Source organism: Dietzia sp. oral taxon 368 (genome assembly GCF_002999155.1).
In the GTDB taxonomy this organism is placed as follows: domain Bacteria; phylum Actinomycetota; class Actinomycetes; order Mycobacteriales; family Mycobacteriaceae; genus Dietzia; species Dietzia cinnamea.
The window spans coordinates 2,358,837-2,383,511 of record NZ_CP027238.1; the positions used below are offsets into that span (position 1 = coordinate 2,358,837).

Genomic DNA, 24,675 nt, shown 5'->3' on the forward strand with positions numbered 1-24,675 from the left:
GTCCCGCGCCACAATCCACACCTGCTTTCAGGAGGAGAACCGATGACCGCCGAGCTGCACGCTCCGGGTTCGCACAGCCCCGCCGCCGGCATCCAGCCGAAGCTCGTCGACCGCGTGTCGGCGATCAACTGGAACCGTGTCCCCGACGAGGTCGACGACCAGGTGTGGGGCCGGCTCACCACGAACTTCTGGCTTCCGGAGAAGGTGCCGGTCTCCAACGACATCCCGTCATGGCAGACCCTGACCGAGTACGAGCAGACGATGACCGCCCGCGTCTTCACGGGACTCACGCTGCTGGACACGATCCAGGGGACCGTCGGCGCGGTGAGCATGATCCCAGACGCCTCGACCCCGCACGAGGAGGCGGTGCTCACCAACATCGCGTTCATGGAGTCCGTGCACGCGAAGAGCTACTCGACGATCTTCTCCACCCTGTGCTCGACCCCGCAGATCGACGAGGCGTTCCGCTGGGCGGAGGAGAACCCCTACCTCCAGCGCAAGGCGAAGATCATCCTCGGCTACTACGCCGGTGACAACCCGCTCAAGCGCAAGATCGCCTCGGTGATGCTCGAGTCGTTCATGTTCTACTCGGGCTTCTACCTGCCCATGCGGTGGTCCTCGCGCGCCAAGCTCACCAACACCGCCGACGTCATCCGGCTCATCATCCGGGACGAGGCCGTGCACGGCTACTACATCGGGTACAAGTACCAGCGCGGTCTCGAGCACGTCACCCAGGCGGAGCGGGACGAACTCAAGGACTACACGTTCGAGTTGCTCTTCGAGCTGTACGACAACGAGGCCGACTACACCGAGGACCTCTACGACCCGGTGGGCTGGACCGAGGACGTCAAGAAGTTCCTGCGCTACAACGCCAACAAGGCGCTGATGAACATGGGCTACGAGGGGATGTTCCCCAAGGACGAGACCGACGTCGACCCGGCCATCCTGTCCGCGCTGAGCCCCAACGCCGACGAGAACCACGACTTCTTCTCCGGCTCCGGCAGCTCCTACGTCATGGGCAAGGCCGAGGCCACCGAGGACGAGGACTGGGACTTCTGACCCAGCCGCCCGAGAACGCCGTGGGGCCCCTGCGACCGATAGCGGTCGCAGGGGCTTCGTCGTTGTTCCGGTGCTAGCCGTCGGGGGCGGTGTCCGCGACTAGCCGTCGGGGGCGATCCCGTTGATCGACCCCCGGATGTCCTCCAGCACCGCACGGGCCGCGACCGGACCGGCGCCCTCCCACACGGCCCGGTCCACCACGAACACCCGGTTGGCGCCCACCGCGTCCAACTCCGTCCACCGATCCGAGGCGAAGACCTCCCGCGCCGCCTCCTCGGAATCGGGGCGACCGCCCACCACGGCGAAGATGACGTCTCCGTCGAGTTCGTCACCGAGCGGGGGCGACTCGGGCAGCGGCGGCACCCGCTCGCCGTCGCGGGTGCGCTGCGCGGGCGGACGCCCGGCGCCCACCGCCTCCAACATGAGCGAGCCGAGCGTGTCGGCGTCCTGCACCCGCGCCCCGGCACCCGAGCCGTCGGCGACCGAGACCAGGGACACCCAGGAGTCCGACGGCGTGGTCGCCCCGGCCGTGAATCGCGCCCGGTCGATGACGTCCAGTAACAGGTCGCCGCCCGCCCGCGGTCGGCCGTAGGCGTCGGCGACGGACTCGGTCGCTTCGGCCCACTCGAGGACGTCTGCGGAGTAGACGACGGTCGGCGCCACGTCGGCGAGCGCGTCGACGACCGCGGGATCGAGATCCTGTGACCCGGCCAGCACGATGAGGTCGGGCGTGAGGCCGCGCGCGGCGTCGGCGACCGCGCCGGCGTCCGCGCCTCCGCCGAGGTCGATGGTCGGGAGAGCCACGAGGGGAGCGGGTAGGTAGACGTCGGCGTCGCGGGGCAGCCCGGAGGTGCCGACGACGAGGTCCTGCAGTCCCAGAGCGCAGGCGGTGTCGACCGCACCCACCCCGAGGGCGAGGATGCGCTCGGGCGACCGCGGCACCGACACGCTGTCCGGGCCCGGCCCGGTGGTGTCGACCCTGCGGGTGCCCGCGCCGGGGAACTCCGTGGGCACCGGTGCGGGCGCGCACGACTCCTCGGGCTCGGCGGAGCGCTGCAGCTCCTCACCGGCCATCCGCGACGGGGTCGTCGTCACGGGGTGCTCGACCATGTCGACGGGGGAGGGGCCGCACGCCGCGAGGGCGAGACCGGCCGCCAGCGGCGCCGCGGCCCGAACAGCACGCCGCGTATACCCCCGCCCGGAGCGCCGGCGGAGGACGGGAACGGAATCGGTCATGGGACAACAGCCTAGGAGATGGGCCCGACGGGGCCGTTCCCACCGAGGTCGACCCGGGTCCCCGGGGCCGCTCCGCGACCCTGGCCCGCGCGGCGGCCCGCGCCGCGGTTAACGGGGGTGATTACTGGTGACGAGAAGGACGGGGCGGGTGGGCGTCGCTCTCAGCCGAGGGTTAGGATTGCTCTCGCGCACTATTCCTATGCGTTCGACGTGGGGTCGGTGGTTCGACCCGCGACGTCGGGTGAGGCGTTCAGGAGGACCCTTATGACCGCAGTGGCCCCCAAGCCGGTCCACGAACTCGACCACCCACCGGGTGAACCTACCGGCAACTCCCGGCCGGGCTCGTTCGTGTGGAAGATGCTGACGACGACCGATCACAAGATGCTCGGCATCATGTACATCGTCCTCTGCTTCATCTTCTTCTTCATCGGCGGCCTCATGGCCCTGCTCATCCGGGCGGAGCTCTTCTTCCCGGGCATGCAGTTCCTGTCGAACGAGCAGTTCAACCAGCTGTTCACCATGCACGGCACGGTGATGCTCCTGCTCTACGGCACCCCGATCGTCGTCGGGTTCGCGAACTACATCATGCCGCTGCAGATCGGCGCCCCGGACGTGGCGTTCCCGCGTCTCAACGCGCTCGGCTTCTGGCTGTTCGCCGCCGGCGGCACGATCATGCTGTCGGGCTTCCTGACCCCCGGTGGTGCGGCGTCGTTCGGCTGGACGATGTACATGCCGCTCGCGGACAAGATCCACTCGCCCAACGTCGGCGCCGATCTGTGGATCCTGGGCGTGGGCATCGGCGGTATCGGCACCATCCTCGGTGCCGTCAACTTCGTCACCACGATCATCTGTCTCCGTGCCCCGGGCATGACGATGTTCCGTATGCCGATCTTCACGTGGAACGTCCTCGTGGCGTCCGTGCTGATCCTGCTCATCTTCCCGCTGCTCACCGCCGCCGCCCTGGGCGTCTTCTACGACCGCACCTTCGGTGGGCGGATCTACGATCCGGCCAACGGCGGGGCGATCCTGTGGCAGCACCTGTTCTGGTTCTTCGGTCACCCCGAGGTGTACGTCCTCGCGCTGCCGTTCTTCGGCATCGTCTCCGAGGTCTTCCCGGTGTTCTCCCGTAAGCCGCTGTTCGGCTACGCCGGACTGGTCTTCGCGACCCTGGCCATCGCCGCGCTGTCGATGGCGGTGTGGGCACACCACATGTACGTCACCGGCGCCGTCCTGCTGCCGTTCTTCTCCTTCATGACGTTCCTCATCGCCGTCCCGACCGGCGTGAAGTTCTTCAACTGGATCGGCACCATGTGGCGGGGCAAGATCACCTTCGAGACCCCGATGATGTTCGCCCTCGGCTTCATCATCACCTTCCTCTTCGGTGGTCTGACCGGTGTCATGATGGCCGCGGCTCCGATCGACTTCCACATCTCGGACACCTACTTCATCGTCGCCCACTTCCACTACACGCTGTTCGGCACGATCGTGTTCGCCACGTTCGCCGGTGTGTACTTCTGGTTCCCCAAGATGACGGGCCGGATGTACGACGAGACGCTGGGCAAGTGGCACTTCTGGCTGATCTTCATCGGCTTCCACACCACGTTCCTGGTTCAGCACTGGCTGGGCAACCAGGGCATGCCGCGCCGCTACGCCGACTATCTGGACACGGACAACTTCACCGTCCTCAACCAGATCTCCACGGTCGGTTCGTTCATCCTCGGCATCGCGATGCTGCCGTTCATCTGGAACATCATCAAGAGCTGGCGCTACGGCGAGATCGTCACTGTCGACGATCCGTGGGGTGCGGGTAACTCCCTGGAGTGGGCCACCTCTTGCCCGCCGCCGCGCCACAACTTCGTGACGCTGCCCCGCATCCGCTCCGAGCGCCCCGCGTTCGAGCTGCACTACCCGCACATGAGTGAGCGCATGCGCGCCGAGGCCCACGTGGGCGGCCGGAAGAAGTCCCAGGACCCGGACGCCGTCAAGGACGTGGCCCAGCGCGGGACCTCTCCGCAGAAGGGTTGACCACCCGCCCGTACTCACCCACGGGCACAGGTCCCGGGAACCCCGTCGGCTGGCTCGTCCACCGGCGGGGTTCCCGTCTGTCGGCCCACCGCACCACCCAGCAGCCGCCCACCACGATTCACTCGTCAGGAGCACACGTGAGCACCTCCGGCACCCCGGCCCTCCTCACCGTCACAGGGCCCGACCGGCCCGGAGTCACCGCGCGGGTCATGTCCGTCCTCGCCGCGCACGACGCCGACCTCGTCGATGTCGAACAGGTCGTCGTCAACGGGCATCTGTCCCTGGGGCTGATGGTCCGGGTCGACCGTGACGCCGACGTCGTCGCGGTCGTCCGCGAGCTCACCGAGCAGGTCCACGACCTCGGGATGAACCTCGAGGTGCAGTTCGACGACATAGCGCCCGCGGCCCCGCCGTCGACCCACGCGGTGGTGATCCTGGGGAGCCCGGTCACCGCGTCGGCGTTCTCCGCGGTCTCCGGCGCGCTGGCCTCGATCGGCGCGAACATCGACATCATCCGCGGCATCGCCGACTACCCCGTCACCGGCATCGAACTCCACGTGTCGACCGCGCGTCGCGACGCGGCCGACGACGCGCGGCTGCGAGAGACGCTCGCCCCCCTCTCCGACGCGCACGGGGTGGACATCTCCGTCGACGGGGCGGGCCTGGGTCGTCGCTCCAAGCGGCTCGTGGTCTTCGACGTCGACTCCACCCTCGTCCAGGGCGAGGTGATCGAGATGCTCGCCGCCCACGCCGGCAAGGAGGAGGAGGTCCGCGCCGTCACCGAACGCGCCATGCGCGGCGAGCTCGACTTCGCCCAGTCACTGCACGAGCGGGTCGCCACTCTGGCCGGGCTCCCGGCCACCGTCCTCGACGAGGTCGCCGCGAGCATCGTCCTCACGCCCGGCGCCCGGACCACGATCCGGACCCTCAAGAGGCTGGGGATCCGCTGCGGCGTGGTCTCCGGCGGCTTCATCCAGGTCATCTCGGGCCTCGTCGAGGAATTGGGTCTGGACTTCGCGAAGGCCAATACGCTCGAGATCGTCGACGGCCACCTCACCGGCCGCGTGATCGGGGAGGTCGTCGACCGCGAGGCGAAGGCGGCGTATCTCCGCTCGTTCGCCGACGAACTCGGCATCACGCTCAGCCAGACCGTCGCAGTCGGGGACGGCGCCAACGACATCGACATGCTGACGACCGCAGGGCTCGGCATCGCGTTCTGCGCAAAGCCCGCTCTTCGCGAGGTCGCGGACGCGTCGCTGTCGAAGCCGTTCCTCGACACGGTGCTGTTCGTCCTCGGGATAACCCGCGACGAGATCGAGGCCGCGGACACTGCGGCCGGGACGTACCGACGCGTTCCGCTCACGTGACCGGCGGGGCGGCGTCCGGCGCGGCGCTCGACTGGTGCCACGAGCGGTTGAGGGCGGGGTCGCGCGGCGCCGAGGACCCCGAGGACCGCTCGACGGTGCGATCGATGCCCATCGTGCTGCACCTGCCCAAGAACGAACCCCCGGCCCGCACCCCGCTGTTGGAGGCGGTGGCCGGCGCGGTCGCCGCCGTCTGCCTCGACGAGCGCGTGGCTCCGGGCGGGCCGTGGCACGGACCCTACGCCGACTGGCTGGACGCCCGGATGCGCAAGATCGCGCGGCGTGCGCGGGGTGCCCCGTGGCGGGCTGCCCTCGACGTTCCCGGGGTGACCCACGAGGTCGAGGGCTGTGCGGCGCGCGCCTGCGTACCCGGCCCGGTGGACGACGTCGACCCCCGGTTGGCGAAGCTGCAGATCGGCGGAACCGACCTGGCCCGCGACGAGCCGGCTGCGCCGCCCGCGGGCACTCCGGTGGTGTGGATCGACGGGGCACTCGAGATGTCCGTGGGCAAGGCCGCCGCCCAGGTCGGCCACGGCGTCATGCTGCTCATCGCCGAGATGGACAGGGCCCGCCTCGGCCGATGGATCGAGGAGGGCCGCCCGGTGGCTGTGCGGGAAGCCGACCGGTCCCGCTGGCGCGCGTTGTCCGAGGCGGTCGCCGCGGGCACGCCGGGCGTCGCCGCTGTGGTGGACGCCGGCTACACCGAGGTGGCTCCCGGTTCGCTGACGGTGATCGCTGTCGACCGATAACGGTGATGCGCTGGCGGTGACGCGCTGGCGGTGGCGCGCGCGGTGTCCCGGTGGGCGCTCGCCGATGCCTCAGGCGTTACGGAGGCGTTCCAGCGCGCCGATCACCACGTCACGGTCAGTGGTCTGCCAGAACGGGGGCAATGAGGCGCGAAGATAGCCGCCGTACCGCGCGGTGACCAGGCGGGAGTCGAGCACGGCCACCACACCGCGGTCCTCGGTGCGTCGGAGCAGTCGGCCGACGCCCTGGGCGAGCAGGAGAGCGGCGTGGTTGCCGGCGACGGCGAGGAAGCCGTTCCCCCCGCGGGCCCCCACCGCACGCTGTCGCGCGGAGAGCAGTGGATCGTCCGGCCGGGGGAACGGGATGCGGTCGATCACGACGAGGGACAGTGTCCGCCCGGGGACGTCGACGCCCTGCCATAACGAGAGGGTCCCGACGAGGGTGCTCTCCTCGTCGTCGGCGAACTGCGCCACGAGGTTGGCCGTCGAGTCCTCGCCCTGGCACAGCACCGGGGTGTCCAGGCGCTCGCGCAGGAGCTCGGCCGCGGCCTTGGCCGCGCGCATCGAGGAGAAGAGACCGAGCGTGCGGCCGCCGGCGGCGGTGATGAGGTCCACCAGCTCGTCCTCGGCGGCCGGTGAGGTCCCGTCCCGACCGGGCGCGGGCAGGTGCGCGGCCACGTAGAGAATGCCATTGCGGCGGTAGTCGAACGGTGACCCCGCGTCGAGTCCGGTCCAGCGCAGGGAGGTCGCGTCGTCGTCGGACGGCGGCTCGAGCGCGACTGCGCTCGCGGTGTCCGGGCGCGCGGACACCGCCGGCGGCAGGCCCCAGGTGGCGGCGAGCCCGTCGAACCTTCCCCCGGTGGTGAGCGTCGCGGAGGTGAGGATGACGGTCGACTCGGCGAACAGTCGGGCGCGCAGCAGTCCGGCGACGGACAGGGGTGCCACCCGCAGGATCCGGCCACGACGGTCCTCGACGCTCATCCACACGATCTCGACGCGCTCGGTGACCGGCTTCTCGTAGGAGGACAGCATGCGGTCGGCCGCGTCGGCGATCTCGTCGAGCGCGGCGAGGGTTTTCTGTCGGTCGGAGGCGCCCTGCGGATCGTTGGCGATCTCCCCGGGCTTGGGGCCCGGAACGGCGCTGCGGCAGTTCTCGGCGGTGTGGCGTACGGCGGCCAGGGCGAGGTCGGCACCCTCGGGCAGGAGGTCCCACCGCCCCTCGGGGCAGATCTCGAGCAGGGTCGCCAGGCCTTCGCCGGCGGCGACCATACGGTCCGCGGTCTGCTGGTCGACGAGCTTGGCCGCCCGGCGCGCGGCCTGGATGACGGCGGCACCGGTCAGCTCCGCGGTGGTCACGCCCGTGACCCGGTCCGCGAGCTCGTGCGCCTCGTCGATCACCACGGCGTCGTGCTCGGGCAGAACCGACACGTCCGTCATCGCGTCGATCGCGAGGAGAGCGTGATTGGTCACCACGACATCGGCCTGGCCGGCCTTCTGACGTGCCAGTTCCGCAAAGCACTCGGTGAACTCGGGGCAGACCTGCCCGAGGCACTCCCGGCTCGTCACCGACACCTGCCGCCACGCCGCATCGGAGACGCCGCGGGGGAGGTCGTCGCGGTCGCCGGTGTCGGTCTCCTGTGCCCAGTCGTGCAGCCGCGCGATCTCCCGTCCGAGCCAGGAGCTGGGCCCGGTGTCGCGCGTGGAGGCCTGACGGGGGGTGCGCGCGGCGGTCGACTCGCCACCGATCGGGAGGTCGAACAACTCCTCGGTCTCGATCTCCTCCGGGTCGGCCTCGTCGACCGGTCCGGTGCTCACCCGATGCAGGCACAGGTAGTTGCCGCGGCCCTTGAGGATCGCGTGGGACGGGCTCACGCCCAGCCCGGGGCGCAGTGCGGCGGCCAGGCGGGGCAGGTCCCGGTCGACGAGCTGGTTCTGCAGCGCGATGGTCGCGGTCGAGACCACCACGGTGCCGCCGGTGGCGACCGCGTGTCGGAGGGAGGGGACCAGGTAGGCGAGAGACTTGCCGGTGCCGGTGCCGGCCTGGACGGCGAGGTGTTCGCCGGTGGACAGCGCGTTGCCGACGGCCTCCGCCATCGCGAGCTGGCCAGTCCGCTCGCTGCCACCCAGGCTCTCGACCGCGGTGGCGAGCAGGTCGGAGACGGTGGGGAGCGAGTCGGTCACGCGGCTACCCTAGGAGCATGGGTCAGTAATGGCTCGAAGCGCGCCGAGAGTACGGCGGAGTGCGTGAGAGCGTTGCGCTCGGGCCGGCGTCACTGGCGGCCAGGTATTCGGTTTGCGAAGCCGCGGTGATGGCGTTCAGTCCGCGGGTCAGCCTGTAGGTCGCCCGGGCCTGCCAGTTCAGGCGATCTGGAGGCCGCCGAGCCCGGTGGCGCCGATATGACCGTGGAGCTTTCGCAGGTTGTGGCAGGCAGCGAGCAGTAGCCATTCACCGCGGGCGGCGTCCAGACCGCGAATCAGGAGTTGCTTGCCGTTCTGCAGGGTGCTCATCTGTCCGAAGACCGGTTCGACGATCGCTTTGCGCCGGGCGTAGACCGCTCGGCCTTTCTTCGTGGCGAGCTTGCGGGCCATGCGCTGCTTGTCCGTGGCGCTGGCCGGGATCGGTCCCCGGGGGGCGATCGGCGCCGGTTCCCCGCTGCGCTGTCGTCCGGTGGCGATGAAGAACTCGGTGCCCTGCTCGCCGGTGACCTCGGCGGAGGCGGCGAGGTTCGCGGCTGAGCAGTACCCGGCATCGGCGAGCATCTGCTTCGGGGCCTGCCCCGTGTTGCTGATGGCCTGCTCGGTCATGGGGATGAGGTTGCCGACGTCGGCGGCACAGTCGTTGACCTCGGCCGCCACGATGATCTGATGGGCGGCATCGACCACGGCCTGGCCGTTGTAGCACTGAGCGAACGACCCGTCCCCGGTGAGCATGATCTTCGACTCCGGGTCGGTGAAGTTGCGCTGGGCCTTCGGCCTGGGCGTGGCGCGCTCGGCGGCCTCAGCGGCCTTCTGCGCGACGGTGTCTTCGTCTTCGCCCTTACCGCGGGCCTTAGCCTCAGCCTTCTCCGCCGCATCGGCGGCGGCGTCGGCTTCCAGAGCAGCTTTGGCCTGGCGCAGCTTGACCAGGCGAGACTCTCGGCGGGCCAGCTCATCGGGCAGCTCGTCCCCGCGCCGGTTCTTGCCGAACTTGGCGTCCTCGGCCTTGTCGATGGCCTCGGCGGCGGCCAGCAGATCGGAGACCTCCTGGGCCAGTACCTTCTCCTTGTCCGTCAGCCGCGCGTACGACATGGCCTTGCGTTTGGAGGCGTTCGCCCGCAGCTTCGTCCCATCCAGCGCGACCTGTCCAAGCGTGACCATCCCGGCGGCCTGGCACAACGCCAACGCCTGCAAGAACAGGTTGCCCAGCGCGGCCAGGTGCCTCTTGCGAAACCTGGCGATCGCGCGGTAGTCCGGGGCCGCCCCGGCCGCCAACCACCGGAAAGCGACGATGTCGGTGCAGGCCTTCTCGATCCCGCGGGAGGAGCGCACCCCCGTGGTGTAGCCGAAGATCAGCAACCGCACCATCAACCGCGGATCGTACGGCGGGGCCCCGCGCCCCTCCTGGTAGGAGACGTAGATCCGCGATAAATCCAGGTGCTCATCGACCAGATCCGCCACGAACCGTGCCAGATGATCGGCCGGAAGCCAGTCATCCAGCGACGGCGGCAGCAACAACCCCTGGCCCGGGTCGAACGCCCGAAATGTCTTGCCTGCGCCCACCGGCTCGACCTCGCCCTGCCGGTCAGCCCGCTCGACGCGGAACTCCTCGGCGGCGAACAACCCTTCCTCGCCCATGACGACAATTATCCCGCCGAACCCGCCCCATCAGCGGACCTGAACTGGCGTGTTACTGACCCACGCTCCTAGCGGCCTACCCGGACACCGGGTCAGGCGCCGGGCAGGGCCCCCGGCGGGACGACCCGTACGGGGATCGCGGGGTCGCCCTCGCTCAGGGCGAGACCCTCCCACGGCAGCGAGACCATCACCGACGCGTGGTGGGCGCGCGACTGCTCGAGGGTCGGCGGCCCGGACACGATCTCCCCGCCCCGGATCAACGGGATCACGAGTTCGCGCTTCTCCAGACCGTTCTCCTCGGACGCCTCGGCCGACCGCGGCAGGAGGAGTTCCTCGACCGCGGTGCCGGTGCGCCGGTGGAGGCGGATCGCACGCTTGGCCCCGGGGAGGGATTCCTTGTGCGCGGAGCGCTTGGCCACGGGGATCCCGTCGACCTCGACGAGCTTGTAGACCATTCCCGCGGTGGGGGCACCCGAGCCGGTGACGAGCTTGGTCCCGACCCCGTAGACGTCGACGGGCTCGGCGCGTAGCGCGGCGATCGCGTACTCGTCGAGGTCGCCGGAGACGACGATCCGGGTGTTGTAGGCGCCGAGCGAGTCGAGCTGGTCGCGGACCTGTCGGGCGAGGACACCCAGGTCGCCGGAGTCGATGCGTACACCACCGAGCTCCGGCCCGGCCACCTCGATCGCGGTCTCGACCCCGGCCGTGATGTCGTAGGTGTCCACGAGGAGCGTGGTGCCGACGCCGAGGGACCGGACCTGGGACCGGAACGCCGCCGCCTCGTCCGGCCCGTCGGGGCCGGTGTGCAGCAGGGTGAACGAGTGAGCCGACGTGCCGGCCGACGGCACCCCGTGACGTCGGGTCGCCTCGACGTTGGACGTGGCGTCGAAGCCGGTGAGGTAGGCGACGCGCGCGGCGGCCACTGCGGCCTCCTCATGGGTGCGTCGCGAGCCCATCTCGATGATGGGCCGCCCGTCCGCGGCCCAGTTCATCCGCGCCGCCGCGGAGGCGATCGCGCTGTCGTGGTTGAGCACCGACAGCACGAGCGTCTCCAGCACCACGCATTCGGCGAAGCCGCCGCGGATGCTCAGGACGGGGGAGCCGGGGAAGAACAGTTCGCCCTCGGGGTAGCCGTCGACGTCGCCGGTGAACCGGAAGGACCGCAACCAGGCGATGGTCCGCTCGTCGAGCGAGTCGGCCAGTGCGTCGATCTCCTCGTCGTCGAACCGGAAGTCGGCCAGCCTCTCCAGCAGGCGTCCGGTGCCGCCGACCACGCCGTACCGGCGACCGGCCGGCAGGCGCCGGGCGAACACCTCGAACACGCACGGCCGGTCGGCCGTGCCGTCCGCGAGGGCCGCCTGGATCATGGTGAGCTCGTATCTGTCCGTGAGCAGGGCGGTGGACGGTCGCCCGGAGCCGGGCGTGGCAGGGGAGGTGGTCGTCGAGGTCACGGGGCCGACTCTACGGCGTGGCCGACCCGCCGCGAATCCGTATCCTGGGACCCATGCACCCTGTGACGACACCGCTCGCGGCCGTCAGGAGCACCGCCCCGGTGATGGCGATGCCGTCGGCCGCGCCCGTGGAGACCACGGACGCGGACCTCGACGGCGGGGTGGACAATCCCTGGTTGACCGTCGTGTGGGACGACCCGGTGAACCTCATGAGCTACGTGACGTTCGTGTTCCAGCGGGTGTTCGGTTACAGCCGGGAGACGGCGCACGAGTTGATGCTCAAGGTGCACAACGACGGTCGCGCGGTGGTCTCGTCCGGTAGCCGCGACAAGGTGGAGAACGACGTCCGCAAGCTGCAGGAGGCCGGGTTGTGGGCCACGATGCAGCGGGAGGCGTGAGCCGGTGAAGGCCTGGCAGCGGAAGTCGTCCCTGGGCGGGACGCGCATCAAGACCGTCATGGAGAGCCACGAGGTGCAGATTCTGCACGCGCTGGTGTCGAACATCGTGGACATGCTCGAGCAGCGTCGTGACTCGGCGCCGAGGGACGAGCTGGCGGAGATCACGGGTATGCGCAGCGGGCACTCCCAGCTCCCGGCCGAGGCGCCGCTCGCGCGGTTGCTGCCGGATTTCCACCGGCCGGAGGCGGGCGATCGCCGGGACGGGTCCGAGGCGGACCGGGCGGCCGTCGCGCGCGCCCACAACGCGGGTATGCGCATGATCCACGAACCGGCGATCATCGACGCGAAGCTCGACTGCGCGGGGGTGGTCCTGCGCTCGTTGCCCTCGCGCGGCGGCACCGTGTCGCTCACCCTCGACCAGGCGGGGGCGTGGATGCGCTGCCTCAACGACGTTCGCCTGGGCCTGGGGGCCGTCCTCCTCGAGGCCGGCTCGACGGACGGAACACCCTCCACCGACATCCCCGAGTACGTGCCGGACGACGATCCCCGGTCGGCCCAGCTGGACGTCTACCACTGGCTGACCTTCATGCAGGACTCCCTGTGCACCGCCCTGGACGGCCAGTAGTGCGCCGGCCAGTAGTGCGGCGGGCAGTCATGCACCGGGCAGTGAGGAGAACACCGTGAACCGTGACCCGAGATCGCCCTGGCCGGGCACCGGAGCGGCCCGGTCGGCGGACCCGGGTCCGCGGCGGTGGCCGGCACTGGTCCTGTTGTGGTCGTTCGTCGCCCTGATGTGGGTGGTGGAGGCCGCGGACCGGGTCATCGTGGAGCTCGTCGGCCCCCGGCAGACCCTCGACGACTACGGCGTACAGCCGTTGTCAACGGACGGGCTGCTCGGCATCGTGTTCCAACCGCTGTTGCACGGTGACTGGGCGCACCTCATCGGCAACTCGATCGCCCTGCTCGTCTTGGGCTCGATCATCGCTCTGTCGGGCATCCGGCCGCTGCTCAGCGTCACACTGATCTCGTGGCTGGCCTCGGGCGTGGTGTCGTGGCTCCTCGGCGGCGCCGGCACCGTCCACATCGGGGCGTCCGGCATCGTGTTCGGCTACATCTTCTACGTCATCGTCCGCGGTTTCTTCTCCCGACGAATCCTGCACCTGGTGATCGGCCTGGTCATCGGCTTCTACTACGGACTCGAGGCGTTGGCGGGACTGTCGCCGATGCTCGACGGGGTGTCGTGGCAGGGCCACCTGGGCGGCGCGGTCGGCGGCGTGGCGTCCGCGTACGGCCTCAGGCGCGACCGTGACCGCGGGGCACGTCGCCTCACCGCCGGCCGGGCGGGGCGTCCCGCCGGACCGCGGAGGTGACGCGCCCCGATCCGCGGGCCCCCATCGGCGTGTTCGACTCCGGCGCCGGGGGGCTGACGGTCGCCCGGGCGATCGTGGACCAGCTCCCCGACGAGTCGGTGGTCTACGTCGGGGACACCGCCAACGGGCCGTACGGGCCGCTGCCGCTGGCGCAGGTCCGCGCGCACGCGCTCGCGGTGGCGGACCAGCTCGTCGACCGCGGCGTCAAGGCGCTGGTGATCGCGTGCAACACCGCGTCGGCGGCGATGCTGCGGGACGCGCGGGAGCGATATCCGGTGCCGGTGGTGGAGGTCATCCAGCCCGCGGCGCGACGCGCGGTCGCCACCACGCGGTCGGGCCGGATCGGGGTCATCGCGACCCGGGCGACAGTGGCGTCGCGGGCGTACGACGACGCGGTGGCGGCGGCCGCCGGGGTCGAGCTGACGTCGGTGGCGTGCCCCAAGTTCGTGGAGTTCGTCGAGCGCGGCATCACCAGCGGCCGTCAGGTGCTCGGGTTGGCGGAGGCCTATCTCGCCCCGATCCGGGACGCCGACGTCGACACCCTGGTGTTGGGCTGCACGCACTACCCGTTGCTGTCCGGGGTGGTGCAGCTCGCGGCGGGCGATCACGTCACATTGGTCTCGAGCGCGGAGGAGACGGCCAAGGACGTGCTGCGGGTGCTCACGGCGGAGGATCTGTTGCGGCCGCACGACCGGGCGGACCCGCCGACGCGCGAGTACCTCGTCACGGGCGACCCGGACGCGTTCCGGCGGGTGGCGTCGCGGTTCCTGGGGCCGGGGCTGGTGGCGGTGGGCCGGGCGGACGCCCGGTGAGGCGCTGTCACGCGCGGCGCGCGCGCGGTCTCGATCACCACGACACGCGGCGGGGCGTGGCACGATAGTGCCCATGTTTCTGACTGTCCTCGGCTGCTCGGGAAGTATCGGCGGACCCACGTCGCCGGCCTCCGGGTACCTCGTGGAGGTCGACGGTCTGGCGCCGGTGGTGATCGACATGGGGCCCGGGGTGCTCGGCGCGTTGCAGCGGCACGTCGCGCCCGAAGACGCGACGATCCTTCTGTCGCATCTGCACGCGGATCACTGTCTGGACGTGCCTAGCCTGTTGGTGTTGCGGCGTTTCGGCCCCGGCGCGCGGGGCGCGGGCCGGGTGCCGCTGGTGGGGCCGTCGGGGACGGCCTACCGGATCGGGGTCGCGTCGGCGGAGGAGCCGGGAGCGGTCGACGACCTGTCGGACACGTTCGACGTGTCGACGTGGGACGTCACGCCCGAGGTGGCGATGAGGAGCGACGACGACGAGGTGGGCCTGCATGTGCGGGCCGAGAGGGTGGAGCATCCGCCGGAGTCGTACGGCCTCCGCCTGGAGTCCGGTGACGGGAGAGTGTTGGCGTACAGCGGGGACACTGCGTACTGCGATGCCCTGGTCGAGCTCGCGGTCGGCGCGGACGTCCTGCTCTGTGAGGCGTCGTGGACGCACGAGGAGGGGCGCCCGCCCGGCATCCACATGTCGGGCTCCGAGGCGGGGCTGACCGCCCGGCGGGCCGGGGTGGGTCGCCTGGTGCTCACCCACATCCCGCCGTGGACCGACCACGAGGCGGTCCGAGCGGAGGCGGCCGCCGAGTTCGACGGCGAGATCCTGCTCGCGGAGCCGGATCTGCGGATCACCGTCTAGATCTGCGGATCACCGTCCAGGGGAGCGCCCGCTAGGATCGGCGCTCGTGACCTCTTCAGACTTCAGCAGGGCAGACGGGCGCGGCGTCGACGAGCTGCGCGACGTGACCATCACGCGGGGTTTCACCTCGCATCCGGCGGGGTCGGTGCTCGTCACCTTCGGGCAGACCCGCGTCATGTGCACGGCCAGCGTCACCGAGGGGGTACCGCGCTGGCGCAAGGGATCGGGCCTGGGCTGGCTGACGGCCGAGTACGCGATGCTGCCGGCGGCGACCCACGAGCGGTCGGGCCGCGAGTCCGTCCGCGGCAAGGTCGGTGGCCGCACCCACGAGATCAGCCGGCTCGTCGGTCGCTCACTGCGCGCGTGCATCGATCTGTCCGCGCTGGGGGAGAACACCATCGCGCTGGACTGCGACGTACTCCAGGCCGACGGCGGTACGCGCACGGCGGCGATCACCGGCGCGTACGTGGCGCTGGCCGACGCGATCACGTGGCTGCAGTCCTCCGGCGCGGTGACGGGCAACCCGCTCACCGGGGCGGTCGCCGCGGTGAGCGTCGGTGTGGTCGACGAGCACGTGCTGTGCGACCTGCCGTACGAGGAGGACTCGCGCGCCGAGGTGGACATGAACGTGGTGTGCACGGACGGCGGCAAACTTATCGAGGTCCAGGGCACGGCCGAGGGTGCCGCGTTCGGTCGCGACGTCCTGGACGCGATGCTCGACTCGGCGCAGGCCGGCTGCGAGCGCCTGTTCGAGCTGCAGCGCGAGGCGCTCGCGGCGCCGTACCCGGGGGAGCTGCCCAGCCCGCCGGCCGCCCGGAACCGGGGGCGGTAGCCGTGGCAGTCCGTCTGTTGGTCGCGAGCCGTAACGCCAAGAAGCTGGCCGAGCTGCGCCGGGTGCTGGAATCCGAGGGTGTAGTCGGTATCGAGCCGGTGGGTCTGGACGAGGTGCCGGAGTTCCCGGAGGAGCCCGAGACCGGCGCCACGTTCGCCGAGAACGCCCTGATCAAGGCGCGCGCCGGGGCGCTGGCGACCGGGCTCCCGTGCCTGGCGGACGACTCGGGCCTGGCAGTGGGCGCCCTGAACGGGATGCCGGGGGTGCTCTCCGCGCGCTGGGCCGGCCGTCACGGCGACGACGCCGCGAACAACGCCCTGCTGCTCGCGCAGCTGTCGGACGTCCCGGACGAGCGGCGGGGCGCGGCGTTCGTCTCGGCGTGCGCGCTGGTCGGGCCGGGCGTGCCCGGAGTCGCCCGGGCCGCACGGGACCCGCGGGTGCACGGTGAGGGCACCGACGAGGGCCTGCAGGGCGAGGTCGTGCAGGAGGGTCGCTGGCCCGGACGGGTGCTCCGCGAGCCACGCGGCGAGGGCGGGTTCGGCTACGACCCGCTGTTCCTGCCCGAGGGCTCTGACCGGTCGGCCGCGGAACTCAGCCCGCAGGAGAAGGACGCCGCCTCGCACCGCGGCCGCGCGCTGCGTGCGTTGGCGCCGGCGCTGCGGGTGCTCGCCGCGCGCGCCGAGGGCTGAGCGGGGTCAGATCGCGTACTCGGCGTGGACGTCGCGGGTCCGCTTGTGCTCGAACCAGAACGACAGGAACGGGATCGTCCCCGCAAGCGCGGTGAGCAGCGTGCGCGTCGCGGGCCAGCGGGCCTTGATCGCCAGGTCCAGGGTCATGAACAGGTACAGGATGTAGAAGACGCCGTGCGCCTGACCGATGTAGGTGAACCACTCGGGCGCGTCCGAGGAGTCGGCCAGGATGAGGTACTTGTAGATCATCTCCACGGTGAGCACGAGCAGCCACACACCGGTGATCCAGGCGAGCACGCGGTAACGCTTGAGCGCACCGGCGACCTTCCCGCCCGGGTCCGGCCTGCGGTTGTCGGTCTGCGGCGGGGTTGCGGCGGTCATGAAGCGGATCTCTCCTGGTGGTTGCCGCCGGCCGCCCGATCCTTCCGGGCCAGCTCGGCGAGATAGGCGTTGTACGCGTCCAGGCCCTCGTCACGGGCCCGGGCGTCCGCGGCGGGACGACGGGTCGGGAGCAGGTCGGCGGGGATCTCCGTCAGGACGCCGAAGCGGTCCCGGCCCGACCCGTTCTTCCCGGCGGCCGGCAGGTCCGCCGTGCGGGGGTCGGCCTCGTCGTCGTCATCGTCCTCGGTTCCCCGCGCACCGACGGCACTGTCCGAGGCGGAGGCCCAGTTGTCCTCGGCGGCCTCCATCCGGACGTACTTGAGGTACGCGTAGATGAGGAAGCCCCCGAGGAACGGCCACATGAACGTGTACCCGAGGTTCTGGACGGTGCCGCTGGCCTCCTGGTAGCGGGCGAGCTGCCACAGGCCCATCCCGATGCACACGATCGCGCCGAGGACGACGAACGCGATCCACGCCGGACGGTGCTTGACCGAGGACGGCGCCGGATCCGCGGACGCGGCCTCGTCTCCGGTCGCTCGGGAACTCAGGGTGTCGGACACGCCTCCACGGTACCGCTGACCACGCGGTAAGCTCATCTCGCCCGGTACCCCCGGGTGACGCGCCCGTGGCGGAATTGGCAGACGCGCTGGATTTAGGTTCCAGTGTCTACGGACGTGGGAGTTCAAGTCTCCCCGGGCGCACAGGTCTCTCCACTCGGACCGGGTGATCAGGATGTCGGGTGATGAGGATGAGCAACCGGACAGTCGCGAGGGCGGCGGTCGCGTCGGTGATCCTGGTGGCGTCGGTGATGAGTGGCTGCGCGGAGTCGGATCTCGCGGTGAACGGGGGACTCCCGTGGACGGACCCCCGTGGCGCGGCGCCGCTCGAGCCTCCGGCGGAACCGTCCCCGGTGGAGGAGCGGACGAACGCGCAGCGCAGCGAGAACGGGCTCCCGGCACTGGACGCGAGCGAGAAGCTCCGCGACAGTGCCTGTGCGAAGGCCGACGACATGATCGCGAGGGACTACTGGGCGCATCACGCGCCTGACGGCAGCGGCGGCCCGGGCACGTTCATCCGCGAGGCCGGCGTCGATTACCACAGGGCAGCGGAGAACCTCTTCTATTCGTCCACCGGCGGGCCCGACCCGGTCGCCCAGTGGATGCAGAGCCCGGGCCACAGGGAGAACATCCTCGACCCGGACTTCACCCGCGTGGGTGTCTGCATGCGGACCGCCGCCTACCAGGGCCTGCCGGAGGCGCATCTCTACGTCCAGCACTTCGCCACCCCGATGGCGGAGAGGTAGCCCGGGCCGCCGGCACGGGGCTCGTCGGCACGGGGGCTCGTCGGCGCCGGCTCGTCGGTACGGTGCGGGCATGTGGTTCGACAACTGGCCTGACGTTCTCCGGGTCCTGCTCGTCGGCGCCGCCGCCTACGCGTTCCTCGTGCTGGTGGTGCGGGTGTTCGGCAAGCGCACCCTGACGCAGCTCAACGCCTTCGACTTCGTCGTCACCGTCGCGCTCGGTTCCACGCTCGCGACCATCATCCTCAGCTCCGACGTGTCCTGGACCGAGGGCGCGATCGCGATGGCGTTGCTCGTCGTCCTGCAGTACGCCGTCTCGCGGCTGAGGAGGTCGCGGGCCGGGCGGGCCGTCCTCACCGCCGACCCGACGCTGCTCGTGCGCGACGGCGTCTTCCTCGACGACCAGATCGCCCGCCACCGCCTCACCCACGCCGACATCCGCCAGACCATCCGCTCCTCCGGCGTCGGCGACCTGGGCGACGTCGCGGCCGTCATCCTCGAGAACGACGGCAGCATGAGTGTCATCACCGGGTCGTCGCTGGGCGACGGATCCGTCCTCGAGGACGTCCCGGGGTGGGCGCGGCAGCACCGGGGCTGACGGCGGCCGAGCCCGGCTGACCGCCGCCTCATCCCGACAGCGCGGCCAGCACGTCCTCGGCGATCTCGTCCGCCGGCTGCGAGATCGGGCAGAGCATCCCGTACTCGTCGGCCGCGAGCGGCTCCAGCGTGAGCACCTGCGACTCAAGGATCCGATCGGATGCGAAGTGGCCGCGGCGGGCGGCGAGACGGGCGGCGATGAGTTCCGGATCGGTGCCGAGCTCGACGAAGAACACCGGGCGGCGGACCTCGCGCAACACATCGCGATAGGCGCGGCGCAGCGCCGAGCACGCGACGACGAGGCCGCGGTCGGGCGCCGGCGCCTCCGGCCCGCGCGAGTGGTCGTGGTGCCTCATGCGGTCGCGGACCGCCTCCAGCCACGGCCAGCGGTCGTCGTCGGCGAGGGGTTCCCCGGCCGCCAGCTTCCGGATGTTGCGAGGGGGATGCAGGTCGTCGGCATCCACCAGCTCCGCACCCGCCCGATCGGCGATAGCCCGGGCGACCGTCGACTTCCCGGCGCCGGAGACCCCCATGACGACGATGTGCGGACCGGGCGCGTGCCCCGGCTCGTCGGCTGCCGAGCTCCTCGTCGTCGTCACCACCTCCCGAGGGCTCAGATGGTGAAGGCCAACGATCCGAGGATCGCCCGGCCCAGATCCTCGTCCCCGCTGACCTCCACGCCGCGACCCGGCTCGGCGGTGATGCGGCCGGTCGTCGCACGCACGAAGGTCGCCGTGTCGAAGACCAGCTCGACGGTGGTCCGCGCGGCGTCGTCCACATCGGCGAGCCGCGCGCGCCCGTCGACGACGACGTCGGTGGCCAGCGGCAGATCCGCGTCGTCCTCACCCACGACGCGGAACCGGACACGCGACCCGTCCGGGGCGCCGGCGCCGTTGCCGACGATGCGCGGCAGGGCCCGCACGATCTCCTCGACGGCGAACCGCCCGGTGTCACCGCCGAGATGGTGCTTCATGCCGAGCGCCTGCCGGATGTCGTCCTCGTGGACCCAGCAGTCGAAGACCCGCACCCCCATGAAGCGGCGGTACGGCACGCGACCGACGGGGGAGTCCGTCTCCGCCTCGAGATCCACGCCGGACAGCTCCGCGAGCTGTTCCGTGCGCTCGGCGACGACCTCCCGGAAATCGGAGAACGCGTCCTCCACCGCCAGCGACCGGGCCTCCTGGACGAACTTCTCGTTGAGCTCACCGATCGGGTTGTGGACGTACTCGCGAGCCGACTCAGGCAGCTCGATGTCCGGGACCGGCTCGCCGGCGAGCATGTGCTCGGTGCCGGCGATGTGCGCCACGATGTCGCGCACGGTCCACCCCGGCAGCGCGGTCGCCGCCGTCCAGTCGTCCTTCTTCAGACCTGCCAGCACCTCGTCGAGGCGCTTCCACTGCTGCACCAGGTGGCGCACCTCGACGGGTGCCGTGTCGCTCGACTCGCTGTCCATGCCGCCGAGGCTACTGGCGTCGCGCCCGGCCGGTGGACGATCGCGCGGGTAGCGTCGGGCGAGCAGCCGAGTAGTGCCCGGACCGAGCCGCCGGGCGACGACCCGCCCGGAGGCCCGACCGCATGCCGACCACCACGTCACAGAACGACCGCCCCACCCTGGCGATCCTGGGGGCCGGGGGTGATCTCACCGAGCGCCTCCTGCTCCCCGGCCTGGGTTCGCTCCTGGCGCGCGACCCCGGGCGGGACGTCACCGTCGTCGGCTCCGGCCGATCCGGTATGGACGACGACGAGTGGCGCGGACTCGTCCGGTCAGCGCTGCGCGAGGGCGGCTGCGGACCGGACCAGGCCGACCGGATCGCGGCGACGACTCGCTTCGTCGCCCTGGACGTCACGGACGCCGACGCGTTCGCCGACTTCATCGACGGGCTCGACGGCCCGGTGGTGCTGTACTTCGCCCTGCCCCCGGCCGTCACCGCCACGGCGTGCGAGGGACTGCGCGGCCGCCCACTCCGCGACGACGTACGGTTCGCGGTCGAGAAGCCGTTCGGCACCGACCTCGCCTCGGCCCGAGACCTCAACGCGCTGCTCCTCGACCTCGTCCCCGAGGACCGCGTCCACCGCGTCGACCACTTCCTCGGCGACGCGAACGTCCTCAACATCCTCGGGATGCGGTTCGGTAACCGGGTCCTGGAACCCGTGTGGACAGCCGAGCACGTCGAGCGCATCGACGTCGTGGCCGACGAGACCCTCGCCCTCGAGGGCCGTGCCGGCTACTACGACTCGACCGGTGCGCTGGTCGACATGCTCCAGTCGCACCTGTTGCTCGTGACGGCGCTGGTCACCATGGAGGCGCCCGCGCGACTCGACGCCACCGAACTGCACGACCTGCTCGCCACCACCCTCCGGTCCACCCACGTGTGGCGGGACGACCCGTCCGCGTGCTCTCGTCGCGCCCGCTACACGGCCGGCAGGGCGGGCGGCCGTGACGTCGTCGCCTACACCGACGAGGAGGGCGTCGATCCGTCGCGGGGGACCGAGACGCTCGCCGAGGTGGTGCTCGAGGTCCGGAACCAGCGCTGGGCGGGAGTGCCCGTGCGGCTCCGGTCAGGCAAGGCACTGGGTGAGGACTCGATGCGGGTGACGGTGACGTTCCGGCCGCCGCCACACGTTCCGGAGGCGTTCGCGGGCGGGGCCCCGCCGAGCCGGCTCACGATGGGCATCGCGCCCGGCCGGGTGGCACTCGACCTGGCGACCAACGCCTCCGGCGACAGTCTCGCGCTCGAGGACTCCCACCTCGACACCGAGCTCGGCGACAGCGACCTGCTCCCGTACGGGGAGGTCCTCGGGCGGATCCTCGACGGGGACCGGCTCCTCACCGTCCGCGGCGACGTCGCCGAGGAGTGCTGGCGGATCCTCACCCCGGTGATCGAGGCCTGGGAGTCCGGCGCGGTCCCAATGGAGGAGTACGAGGCGGGCTCGGACGGCCCGGTCGAGGGGAACCCCGGGACGACGTAGGCCGCGGTTCCGCTGTGGAACCGGGGCCTACGGTCGATGACCGGGAGTCAGACCTTCCGCGCCGTGCGCGCGGCGTTCTCCTCCGTCATGTCGTCGGGCTGCCGGACGAAGTGCGCGATGCTCAGTGCCAGGCCTCCCCAGATGACGAGCAGGAACAGCACCATCATGATGATCGCTGCGGTGTCCATGGTTCAGCCCTCGTTTCGGGTGGTCTCGGTACGGTTGCCGCGCGTACCGGTGCCGGCCGTGCGGGTCGCGCTGGCCGCGTCGGCCCGGACGGGGGAGCCCGACGCGTCGAACTGGTCCTCGTAGAGGACGTCGCTTGGATCGTCGTCCGTCGCCGGCGGGCCGTCGAGGTGACGGGCCCCGCGCCAGGGCAGCAGGGACAGGATCACCGACAGCACCAGGATCGCGGCGATCATGCCCCAGCCCCAGACGCCGAGTACGGCGGCGTCGTAGCCCTCGTACGGCTCCGAGACCAGGCTGCGGATCTCGCCGAACAGCGCGTACGCCAGGACGAGCGGGGTGACGACCGCCATGCACACGATCCAGATGGGGCCGACCTTGAACGAAGAGACCGAGTTGAGGTGGTCGCGCAGGGTGGGACCCAGGCGCAGCGCGAACATCACCACGATGAGGGCGATGAGCGCGATGCCCACGATGCCGATGCTGTTGGCGAACTTGTCCAGGATGTCGAGGTTCTGCAGGCCCGTCTCGGTGGGCATGAGCAGGATCGACACGATGGCCATCGGGCCGCCGATCGCCAACGTTGCGGTGGTGCGGGAGACGCCCACCTTGTCCTGGAAGGAGGAGATGACCACCTCGACGATCGAGATCATCGACGTGAGGCCGGCGAGGATGAGGCATGCGAAGAACACGACGCCCCAGATGGGCCCGCCGGGCATCTGCGAGATGAGGGCGGGGAAGGCGATGAACGCGAGGCCCGGCCCGCCGCTGACGTCGTCCCACCCCGCGCCCGCAGCGGAGGAGACGAGGAAGCCGAGGGTGGCGAAGACGCCGATACCGGCCAGGACCTCGAATGCCGAGTTGGAGAAGCCCACGACGAGCCCCGAGCTGGTGAGATTGGAGCGGCGCTTGAGGTACGAGGCGTAGGTGAGCATGATGCCGAAGCCCACCGACAGGGAGAAGAAGATCTGCCCGTAGGCGGCGATCCACACACCGGGGTCGGTCAGCACGCCCCAGTCGGGCGTGAAGAAGTTGTTGAGGCCGTCGGCGGCCCCCTCGAGGAACAGGGACCGGATGACCAGGGCCGCGAACAAGACGATCAACAGCGGGATGAAGATCTGAGCGGTCCGGCCGATGCCCTTCTGAACTCCCGCGATGAGGACGCCGAGAGTGAACAGCCATACAACGACCAACACGCCCGTGATGAGCGGCACGAAGTCCAGGCCGAAGCCGGACCCGGCGCGGAGGAAGTCCTCCGAGAAGAAGGTGGCGGTTTCCTCATAGGTCTCGCCCCAGCGGCCGTCGACGGAGAACCAGGCGTAGCAGGCCGCCCACGCGAGGATCACCGCGTAGTAGACGGCGATCACGAAGGACACCAACACCTGGATCCAACCGATCGGCTCGGCGAAACGGTTCATGCGGCGGAAACTCAGGGGAGCGGAGCCGCGGAACCGGTGGCCGATGGCGTAGTCGAAGAACAGCAGGGGGATACCGGCGGAGAGCAGCGCGACCAGATACGGGATGAGGAACGCGCCGCCGCCGTTGTCGTAGGCGACGAAGGGGAAACGCCAGATGTTGCCGAGGCCGACGGCGGAGCCGATGGCGGCGAACACGAAGACGGAGCGCCCCGAGAAGGCCTCGCGTCTCCTGGTACCGCCCGTGGCGGCGGGTGTGGACATGGATTCCTCCTCAGCGGGGGAGCGGGCGGGTTCGGATTCGAGCCGTGCTCCGAGTCCCCTACTTCTAGTCGGACGGTTGCCATTTGGTGATCGAATCGACGCAAGTCGGGTACTCGGTCACGTGGCTGGTGTGATTAGGGTAATCCCATGAGGCACCAATTAGGAGGGCGGACCGCGAATCGGCTGCTCGTCGCCGCGGCGCTCGTGACGCTCACCGTCGGCGCGGGCTCCGTCGCCGCCTCCCCGCGGACGCTCGCGCCGGGCGGGCCGGCGGTTCCGACCGTGGTGGCGCCCGTCGAACCGGTGGCCGCGTCCGTACCGCCCCCGGCCGTCCTGACGCCCACGGACGTCGTGCGCGAGACCGGCCGGTGGTTCTCGCACGGGCGCACGCTTGAGCTCCGGCCGGACGGCACCGGTACGTTCGCCGTTTGGATGGGGGCGTTCGACGGTCACCTCGTGCAGCTGCGGCTGATCCCCGCGCCCGGGGCAGCGACCGTCGCCGAGGTCGTGGCGATCGACCGGGTGGGGGAGGGGGCGCTCGCGCCGGACGAGACGCCCGGTATCGGTGGCCTGGTCACCGTGTCGTTCGGGCGGGCCGCGCGGGCCGCCCACGTCGAGTGGTCGTCCGGGCCGCGCCGGTTGGCCGCCGATCTGTGCGCTGCCGAAGGGTTGGACGCGCGGGCCATGGAGGAGCTGCGCTGCGGCGCCTGATCGCGGCACGGCAGTGGCGACGCGTCGTCCCGTACCGGGTCGCGGGCGCGTCGGCAGCACACCCGTATGGGCTGGACGACACGCCCTGGTAGCCCGAGAGTCCCTGAAAAGATGTAACAATTCGATAACCGCGCAAACGCAGAACCTGAGGGTGGCCTCACCTGTAGATATGAGGCGCGCGT

General features: G+C 70.8%; 25 protein-coding genes and 1 tRNA gene. 16 read left to right on the forward strand and 10 right to left on the reverse strand.

The window, feature by feature from the left end:
* Positions 1-42: 42 nt before the first annotated feature.
* Positions 43-1,059, forward strand: coding sequence for a class 1b ribonucleoside-diphosphate reductase subunit beta (gene nrdF / locus C3V38_RS11010; protein ID WP_007627783.1), 1,017 nt, complete (start codon positions 43-45; stop codon positions 1,057-1,059).
* Between the two features lie 99 nt (positions 1,060-1,158).
* Here the strand turns inward: nrdF and C3V38_RS11015 are convergent, their stop codons facing one another.
* Complete coding sequence (locus C3V38_RS11015; RefSeq protein WP_232303112.1) at positions 1,159-2,295, reverse strand: ABC transporter substrate-binding protein; 1,137 nt, start codon at positions 2,293-2,295, stop codon at positions 1,159-1,161.
* Between the two features lie 264 nt (positions 2,296-2,559).
* On the opposite strand from C3V38_RS11015, the gene ctaD reads away from it, so the two are divergent.
* From ctaD to C3V38_RS11030, 3 genes are all read left to right on the forward strand, one after another.
* Positions 2,560-4,320, forward strand: a complete 1,761-nt coding sequence (gene ctaD / locus C3V38_RS11020) for a cytochrome c oxidase subunit I (RefSeq protein ID WP_061916368.1) — start codon at positions 2,560-2,562, stop codon at positions 4,318-4,320.
* Between the two features lie 137 nt (positions 4,321-4,457).
* The gene (serB, locus tag C3V38_RS11025) at positions 4,458-5,687 is read left to right on the forward strand and encodes a phosphoserine phosphatase SerB (RefSeq protein ID WP_174705782.1); all 1,230 of its coding nucleotides are present in this window, start codon (positions 4,458-4,460) and stop codon (positions 5,685-5,687) included.
* Between the two features lie 104 nt (positions 5,688-5,791).
* A complete protein-coding gene (locus tag C3V38_RS11030) occupies positions 5,792-6,433 on the forward strand; it encodes an aminoacyl-tRNA hydrolase (protein ID WP_232303113.1) in 642 nt (213 codons plus the stop codon).
* A 69-nt stretch (positions 6,434-6,502) separates the two neighbouring features.
* On the opposite strand, the gene C3V38_RS11035 is transcribed toward C3V38_RS11030, so the two are convergent.
* The 3 genes from C3V38_RS11035 to C3V38_RS11045 form a co-directional block, all read right to left on the reverse strand.
* The gene (locus C3V38_RS11035) at positions 6,503-8,611 is read right to left on the reverse strand and encodes an ATP-dependent DNA helicase (RefSeq protein ID WP_061916374.1); all 2,109 of its coding nucleotides are present in this window, start codon (positions 8,609-8,611) and stop codon (positions 6,503-6,505) included.
* Between the two features lie 177 nt (positions 8,612-8,788).
* Positions 8,789-10,264 (reverse strand): IS1182 family transposase, encoded by a 1,476-nt coding sequence (locus C3V38_RS11040; protein WP_061917889.1) that lies wholly within the window; start codon positions 10,262-10,264, stop codon positions 8,789-8,791.
* Between the two features lie 92 nt (positions 10,265-10,356).
* Positions 10,357-11,715, reverse strand: coding sequence for a nicotinate phosphoribosyltransferase (locus C3V38_RS11045; RefSeq protein WP_061916377.1), 1,359 nt, complete (start codon positions 11,713-11,715; stop codon positions 10,357-10,359).
* A 104-nt stretch (positions 11,716-11,819) separates the two neighbouring features.
* On the opposite strand from C3V38_RS11045, the gene clpS reads away from it, so the two are divergent.
* The 7 genes from clpS to C3V38_RS11080 all read left to right on the forward strand — a co-directional run bounded on the left by clpS (position 11,820) and on the right by C3V38_RS11080 (position 16,669).
* The gene (gene clpS, locus C3V38_RS11050; RefSeq protein WP_061916382.1) at positions 11,820-12,113 is read left to right on the forward strand and encodes an ATP-dependent Clp protease adapter ClpS; all 294 of its coding nucleotides are present in this window, start codon (positions 11,820-11,822) and stop codon (positions 12,111-12,113) included.
* A 4-nt stretch (positions 12,114-12,117) separates the two neighbouring features.
* A complete protein-coding gene (locus tag C3V38_RS11055; protein WP_061916386.1) occupies positions 12,118-12,738 on the forward strand; it encodes a DUF2017 domain-containing protein in 621 nt (206 codons plus the stop codon).
* Between the two features lie 55 nt (positions 12,739-12,793).
* The gene (locus tag C3V38_RS11060) at positions 12,794-13,483 is read left to right on the forward strand and encodes a rhomboid family intramembrane serine protease (RefSeq protein ID WP_106385787.1); all 690 of its coding nucleotides are present in this window, start codon (positions 12,794-12,796) and stop codon (positions 13,481-13,483) included.
* A complete protein-coding gene (murI, locus tag C3V38_RS11065; RefSeq protein ID WP_061916392.1) occupies positions 13,480-14,295 on the forward strand; it encodes a glutamate racemase in 816 nt (271 codons plus the stop codon). Before C3V38_RS11060 ends, murI begins: the two co-directional genes overlap by 4 nt.
* A 73-nt stretch (positions 14,296-14,368) precedes the next feature.
* On the forward strand, positions 14,369-15,148 hold the full coding sequence (locus tag C3V38_RS11070; protein WP_061229613.1) for an MBL fold metallo-hydrolase: 780 nt from the start codon (positions 14,369-14,371) through the stop codon (positions 15,146-15,148).
* 46 nt (positions 15,149-15,194) lie between these two features.
* Positions 15,195-15,980 (forward strand): ribonuclease PH, encoded by a 786-nt coding sequence (gene rph, locus C3V38_RS11075; protein WP_061229614.1) that lies wholly within the window; start codon positions 15,195-15,197, stop codon positions 15,978-15,980.
* 2 nt (positions 15,981-15,982) lie between these two features.
* Positions 15,983-16,669: a non-canonical purine NTP pyrophosphatase gene (locus C3V38_RS11080; RefSeq protein WP_061229615.1), complete on the forward strand. Its 687-nt coding sequence runs from the start codon at positions 15,983-15,985 to the stop codon at positions 16,667-16,669.
* Positions 16,670-16,675: 6 nt separating this feature from the next.
* On the opposite strand, the gene C3V38_RS11085 is transcribed toward C3V38_RS11080, so the two are convergent.
* Positions 16,676-17,050 carry a DUF3817 domain-containing protein gene (locus C3V38_RS11085; protein ID WP_007630182.1) on the reverse strand — a complete coding sequence of 125 codons (375 nt, stop codon included), beginning with the start codon at positions 17,048-17,050 and terminating at the stop codon, positions 16,676-16,678.
* Positions 17,047-17,610, reverse strand: a complete 564-nt coding sequence (locus C3V38_RS11090) for a hypothetical protein (protein ID WP_061229616.1) — start codon at positions 17,608-17,610, stop codon at positions 17,047-17,049. The genes C3V38_RS11085 and C3V38_RS11090 overlap by 4 nt, the downstream gene beginning before the upstream one ends.
* Positions 17,611-17,669: 59 nt before the next feature.
* On the opposite strand from C3V38_RS11090, the gene C3V38_RS11095 reads away from it, so the two are divergent.
* The 3 genes from C3V38_RS11095 to C3V38_RS11105 all read left to right on the forward strand — a co-directional run bounded on the left by C3V38_RS11095 (position 17,670) and on the right by C3V38_RS11105 (position 18,948).
* Positions 17,670-17,751, forward strand: a tRNA-Leu gene (locus tag C3V38_RS11095).
* 47 nt (positions 17,752-17,798) lie between these two features.
* Positions 17,799-18,353 (forward strand): CAP domain-containing protein, encoded by a 555-nt coding sequence (locus C3V38_RS11100; protein WP_165001104.1) that lies wholly within the window; start codon positions 17,799-17,801, stop codon positions 18,351-18,353.
* Between the two features lie 70 nt (positions 18,354-18,423).
* On the forward strand, positions 18,424-18,948 hold the full coding sequence (locus C3V38_RS11105) for a DUF421 domain-containing protein (RefSeq protein WP_061229717.1): 525 nt from the start codon (positions 18,424-18,426) through the stop codon (positions 18,946-18,948).
* A gap of 28 nt (positions 18,949-18,976) precedes the next feature.
* Here C3V38_RS11105 and C3V38_RS11110 read toward each other — a convergent pair whose 3' ends face one another.
* Together C3V38_RS11110 and C3V38_RS11115 are read right to left on the reverse strand one after the other, a co-directional pair.
* The gene (locus C3V38_RS11110) at positions 18,977-19,546 is read right to left on the reverse strand and encodes a gluconokinase (protein ID WP_082767820.1); all 570 of its coding nucleotides are present in this window, start codon (positions 19,544-19,546) and stop codon (positions 18,977-18,979) included.
* A 14-nt stretch (positions 19,547-19,560) separates the two neighbouring features.
* Positions 19,561-20,400: a maleylpyruvate isomerase family mycothiol-dependent enzyme gene (locus tag C3V38_RS11115; RefSeq protein WP_061229718.1), complete on the reverse strand. Its 840-nt coding sequence runs from the start codon at positions 20,398-20,400 to the stop codon at positions 19,561-19,563.
* A gap of 122 nt (positions 20,401-20,522) precedes the next feature.
* On the opposite strand from C3V38_RS11115, the gene C3V38_RS11120 reads away from it, so the two are divergent.
* Entirely contained in the window at positions 20,523-21,917 is a 1,395-nt protein-coding gene (locus C3V38_RS11120) for a glucose-6-phosphate dehydrogenase (protein WP_106385788.1), read from the forward strand.
* Positions 21,918-21,964: 47 nt separating this feature from the next.
* Here C3V38_RS11120 and C3V38_RS11125 read toward each other — a convergent pair whose 3' ends face one another.
* Together C3V38_RS11125 and C3V38_RS11130 are read right to left on the reverse strand one after the other, a co-directional pair.
* The gene (locus C3V38_RS11125) at positions 21,965-22,105 is read right to left on the reverse strand and encodes a methionine/alanine import family NSS transporter small subunit (RefSeq protein ID WP_082767821.1); all 141 of its coding nucleotides are present in this window, start codon (positions 22,103-22,105) and stop codon (positions 21,965-21,967) included.
* A 3-nt stretch (positions 22,106-22,108) separates the two neighbouring features.
* The gene (locus C3V38_RS11130) at positions 22,109-23,782 is read right to left on the reverse strand and encodes a sodium-dependent transporter (RefSeq protein ID WP_061229720.1); all 1,674 of its coding nucleotides are present in this window, start codon (positions 23,780-23,782) and stop codon (positions 22,109-22,111) included.
* 147 nt (positions 23,783-23,929) lie between these two features.
* Here C3V38_RS11130 and C3V38_RS11135 point away from each other — a divergent pair, with 147 nt between their 5' ends.
* On the forward strand, positions 23,930-24,493 hold the full coding sequence (locus tag C3V38_RS11135; protein ID WP_061229721.1) for a hypothetical protein: 564 nt from the start codon (positions 23,930-23,932) through the stop codon (positions 24,491-24,493).
* Positions 24,494-24,675 lie beyond the last annotated feature (182 nt).

Bases quoted from the DNA above. Each gene is read 5' to 3' on its own strand.
- nrdF (WP_007627783.1), top strand. From the start codon at position 43: ATGACCGCCGAGCTGCACGCTCCGGGTTCGCACAGCCCCGCCGCCGGC.
- C3V38_RS11015 (WP_232303112.1), bottom strand. From the start codon at position 2,295: ATGACCGATTCCGTTCCCGTCCTCCGCCGGCGCTCCGGGCGGGGGTAT.
- ctaD (WP_061916368.1), top strand. From the start codon at position 2,560: ATGACCGCAGTGGCCCCCAAGCCGGTCCACGAACTCGACCACCCACCG.
- C3V38_RS11030 (WP_232303113.1), top strand. From the start codon at position 5,792: ATGCCCATCGTGCTGCACCTGCCCAAGAACGAACCCCCGGCCCGCACC.
- C3V38_RS11040 (WP_061917889.1), bottom strand. From the start codon at position 10,264: ATGGGCGAGGAAGGGTTGTTCGCCGCCGAGGAGTTCCGCGTCGAGCGG.
- clpS (WP_061916382.1), top strand. From the start codon at position 11,820: ATGGCGATGCCGTCGGCCGCGCCCGTGGAGACCACGGACGCGGACCTC.
- C3V38_RS11070 (WP_061229613.1), top strand. From the start codon at position 14,369: ATGTTTCTGACTGTCCTCGGCTGCTCGGGAAGTATCGGCGGACCCACG.
- C3V38_RS11085 (WP_007630182.1), bottom strand. From the start codon at position 17,050: ATGACCGCCGCAACCCCGCCGCAGACCGACAACCGCAGGCCGGACCCG.
- C3V38_RS11100 (WP_165001104.1), top strand. From the start codon at position 17,799: ATGAGCAACCGGACAGTCGCGAGGGCGGCGGTCGCGTCGGTGATCCTG.
- C3V38_RS11105 (WP_061229717.1), top strand. From the start codon at position 18,424: ATGTGGTTCGACAACTGGCCTGACGTTCTCCGGGTCCTGCTCGTCGGC.
- C3V38_RS11115 (WP_061229718.1), bottom strand. From the start codon at position 20,400: ATGGACAGCGAGTCGAGCGACACGGCACCCGTCGAGGTGCGCCACCTG.
- C3V38_RS11120 (WP_106385788.1), top strand. From the start codon at position 20,523: ATGCCGACCACCACGTCACAGAACGACCGCCCCACCCTGGCGATCCTG.
- C3V38_RS11125 (WP_082767821.1), bottom strand. From the start codon at position 22,105: ATGGACACCGCAGCGATCATCATGATGGTGCTGTTCCTGCTCGTCATC.
- C3V38_RS11130 (WP_061229720.1), bottom strand. From the start codon at position 23,782: ATGTCCACACCCGCCGCCACGGGCGGTACCAGGAGACGCGAGGCCTTC.
- C3V38_RS11135 (WP_061229721.1), top strand. From the start codon at position 23,930: ATGAGGCACCAATTAGGAGGGCGGACCGCGAATCGGCTGCTCGTCGCC.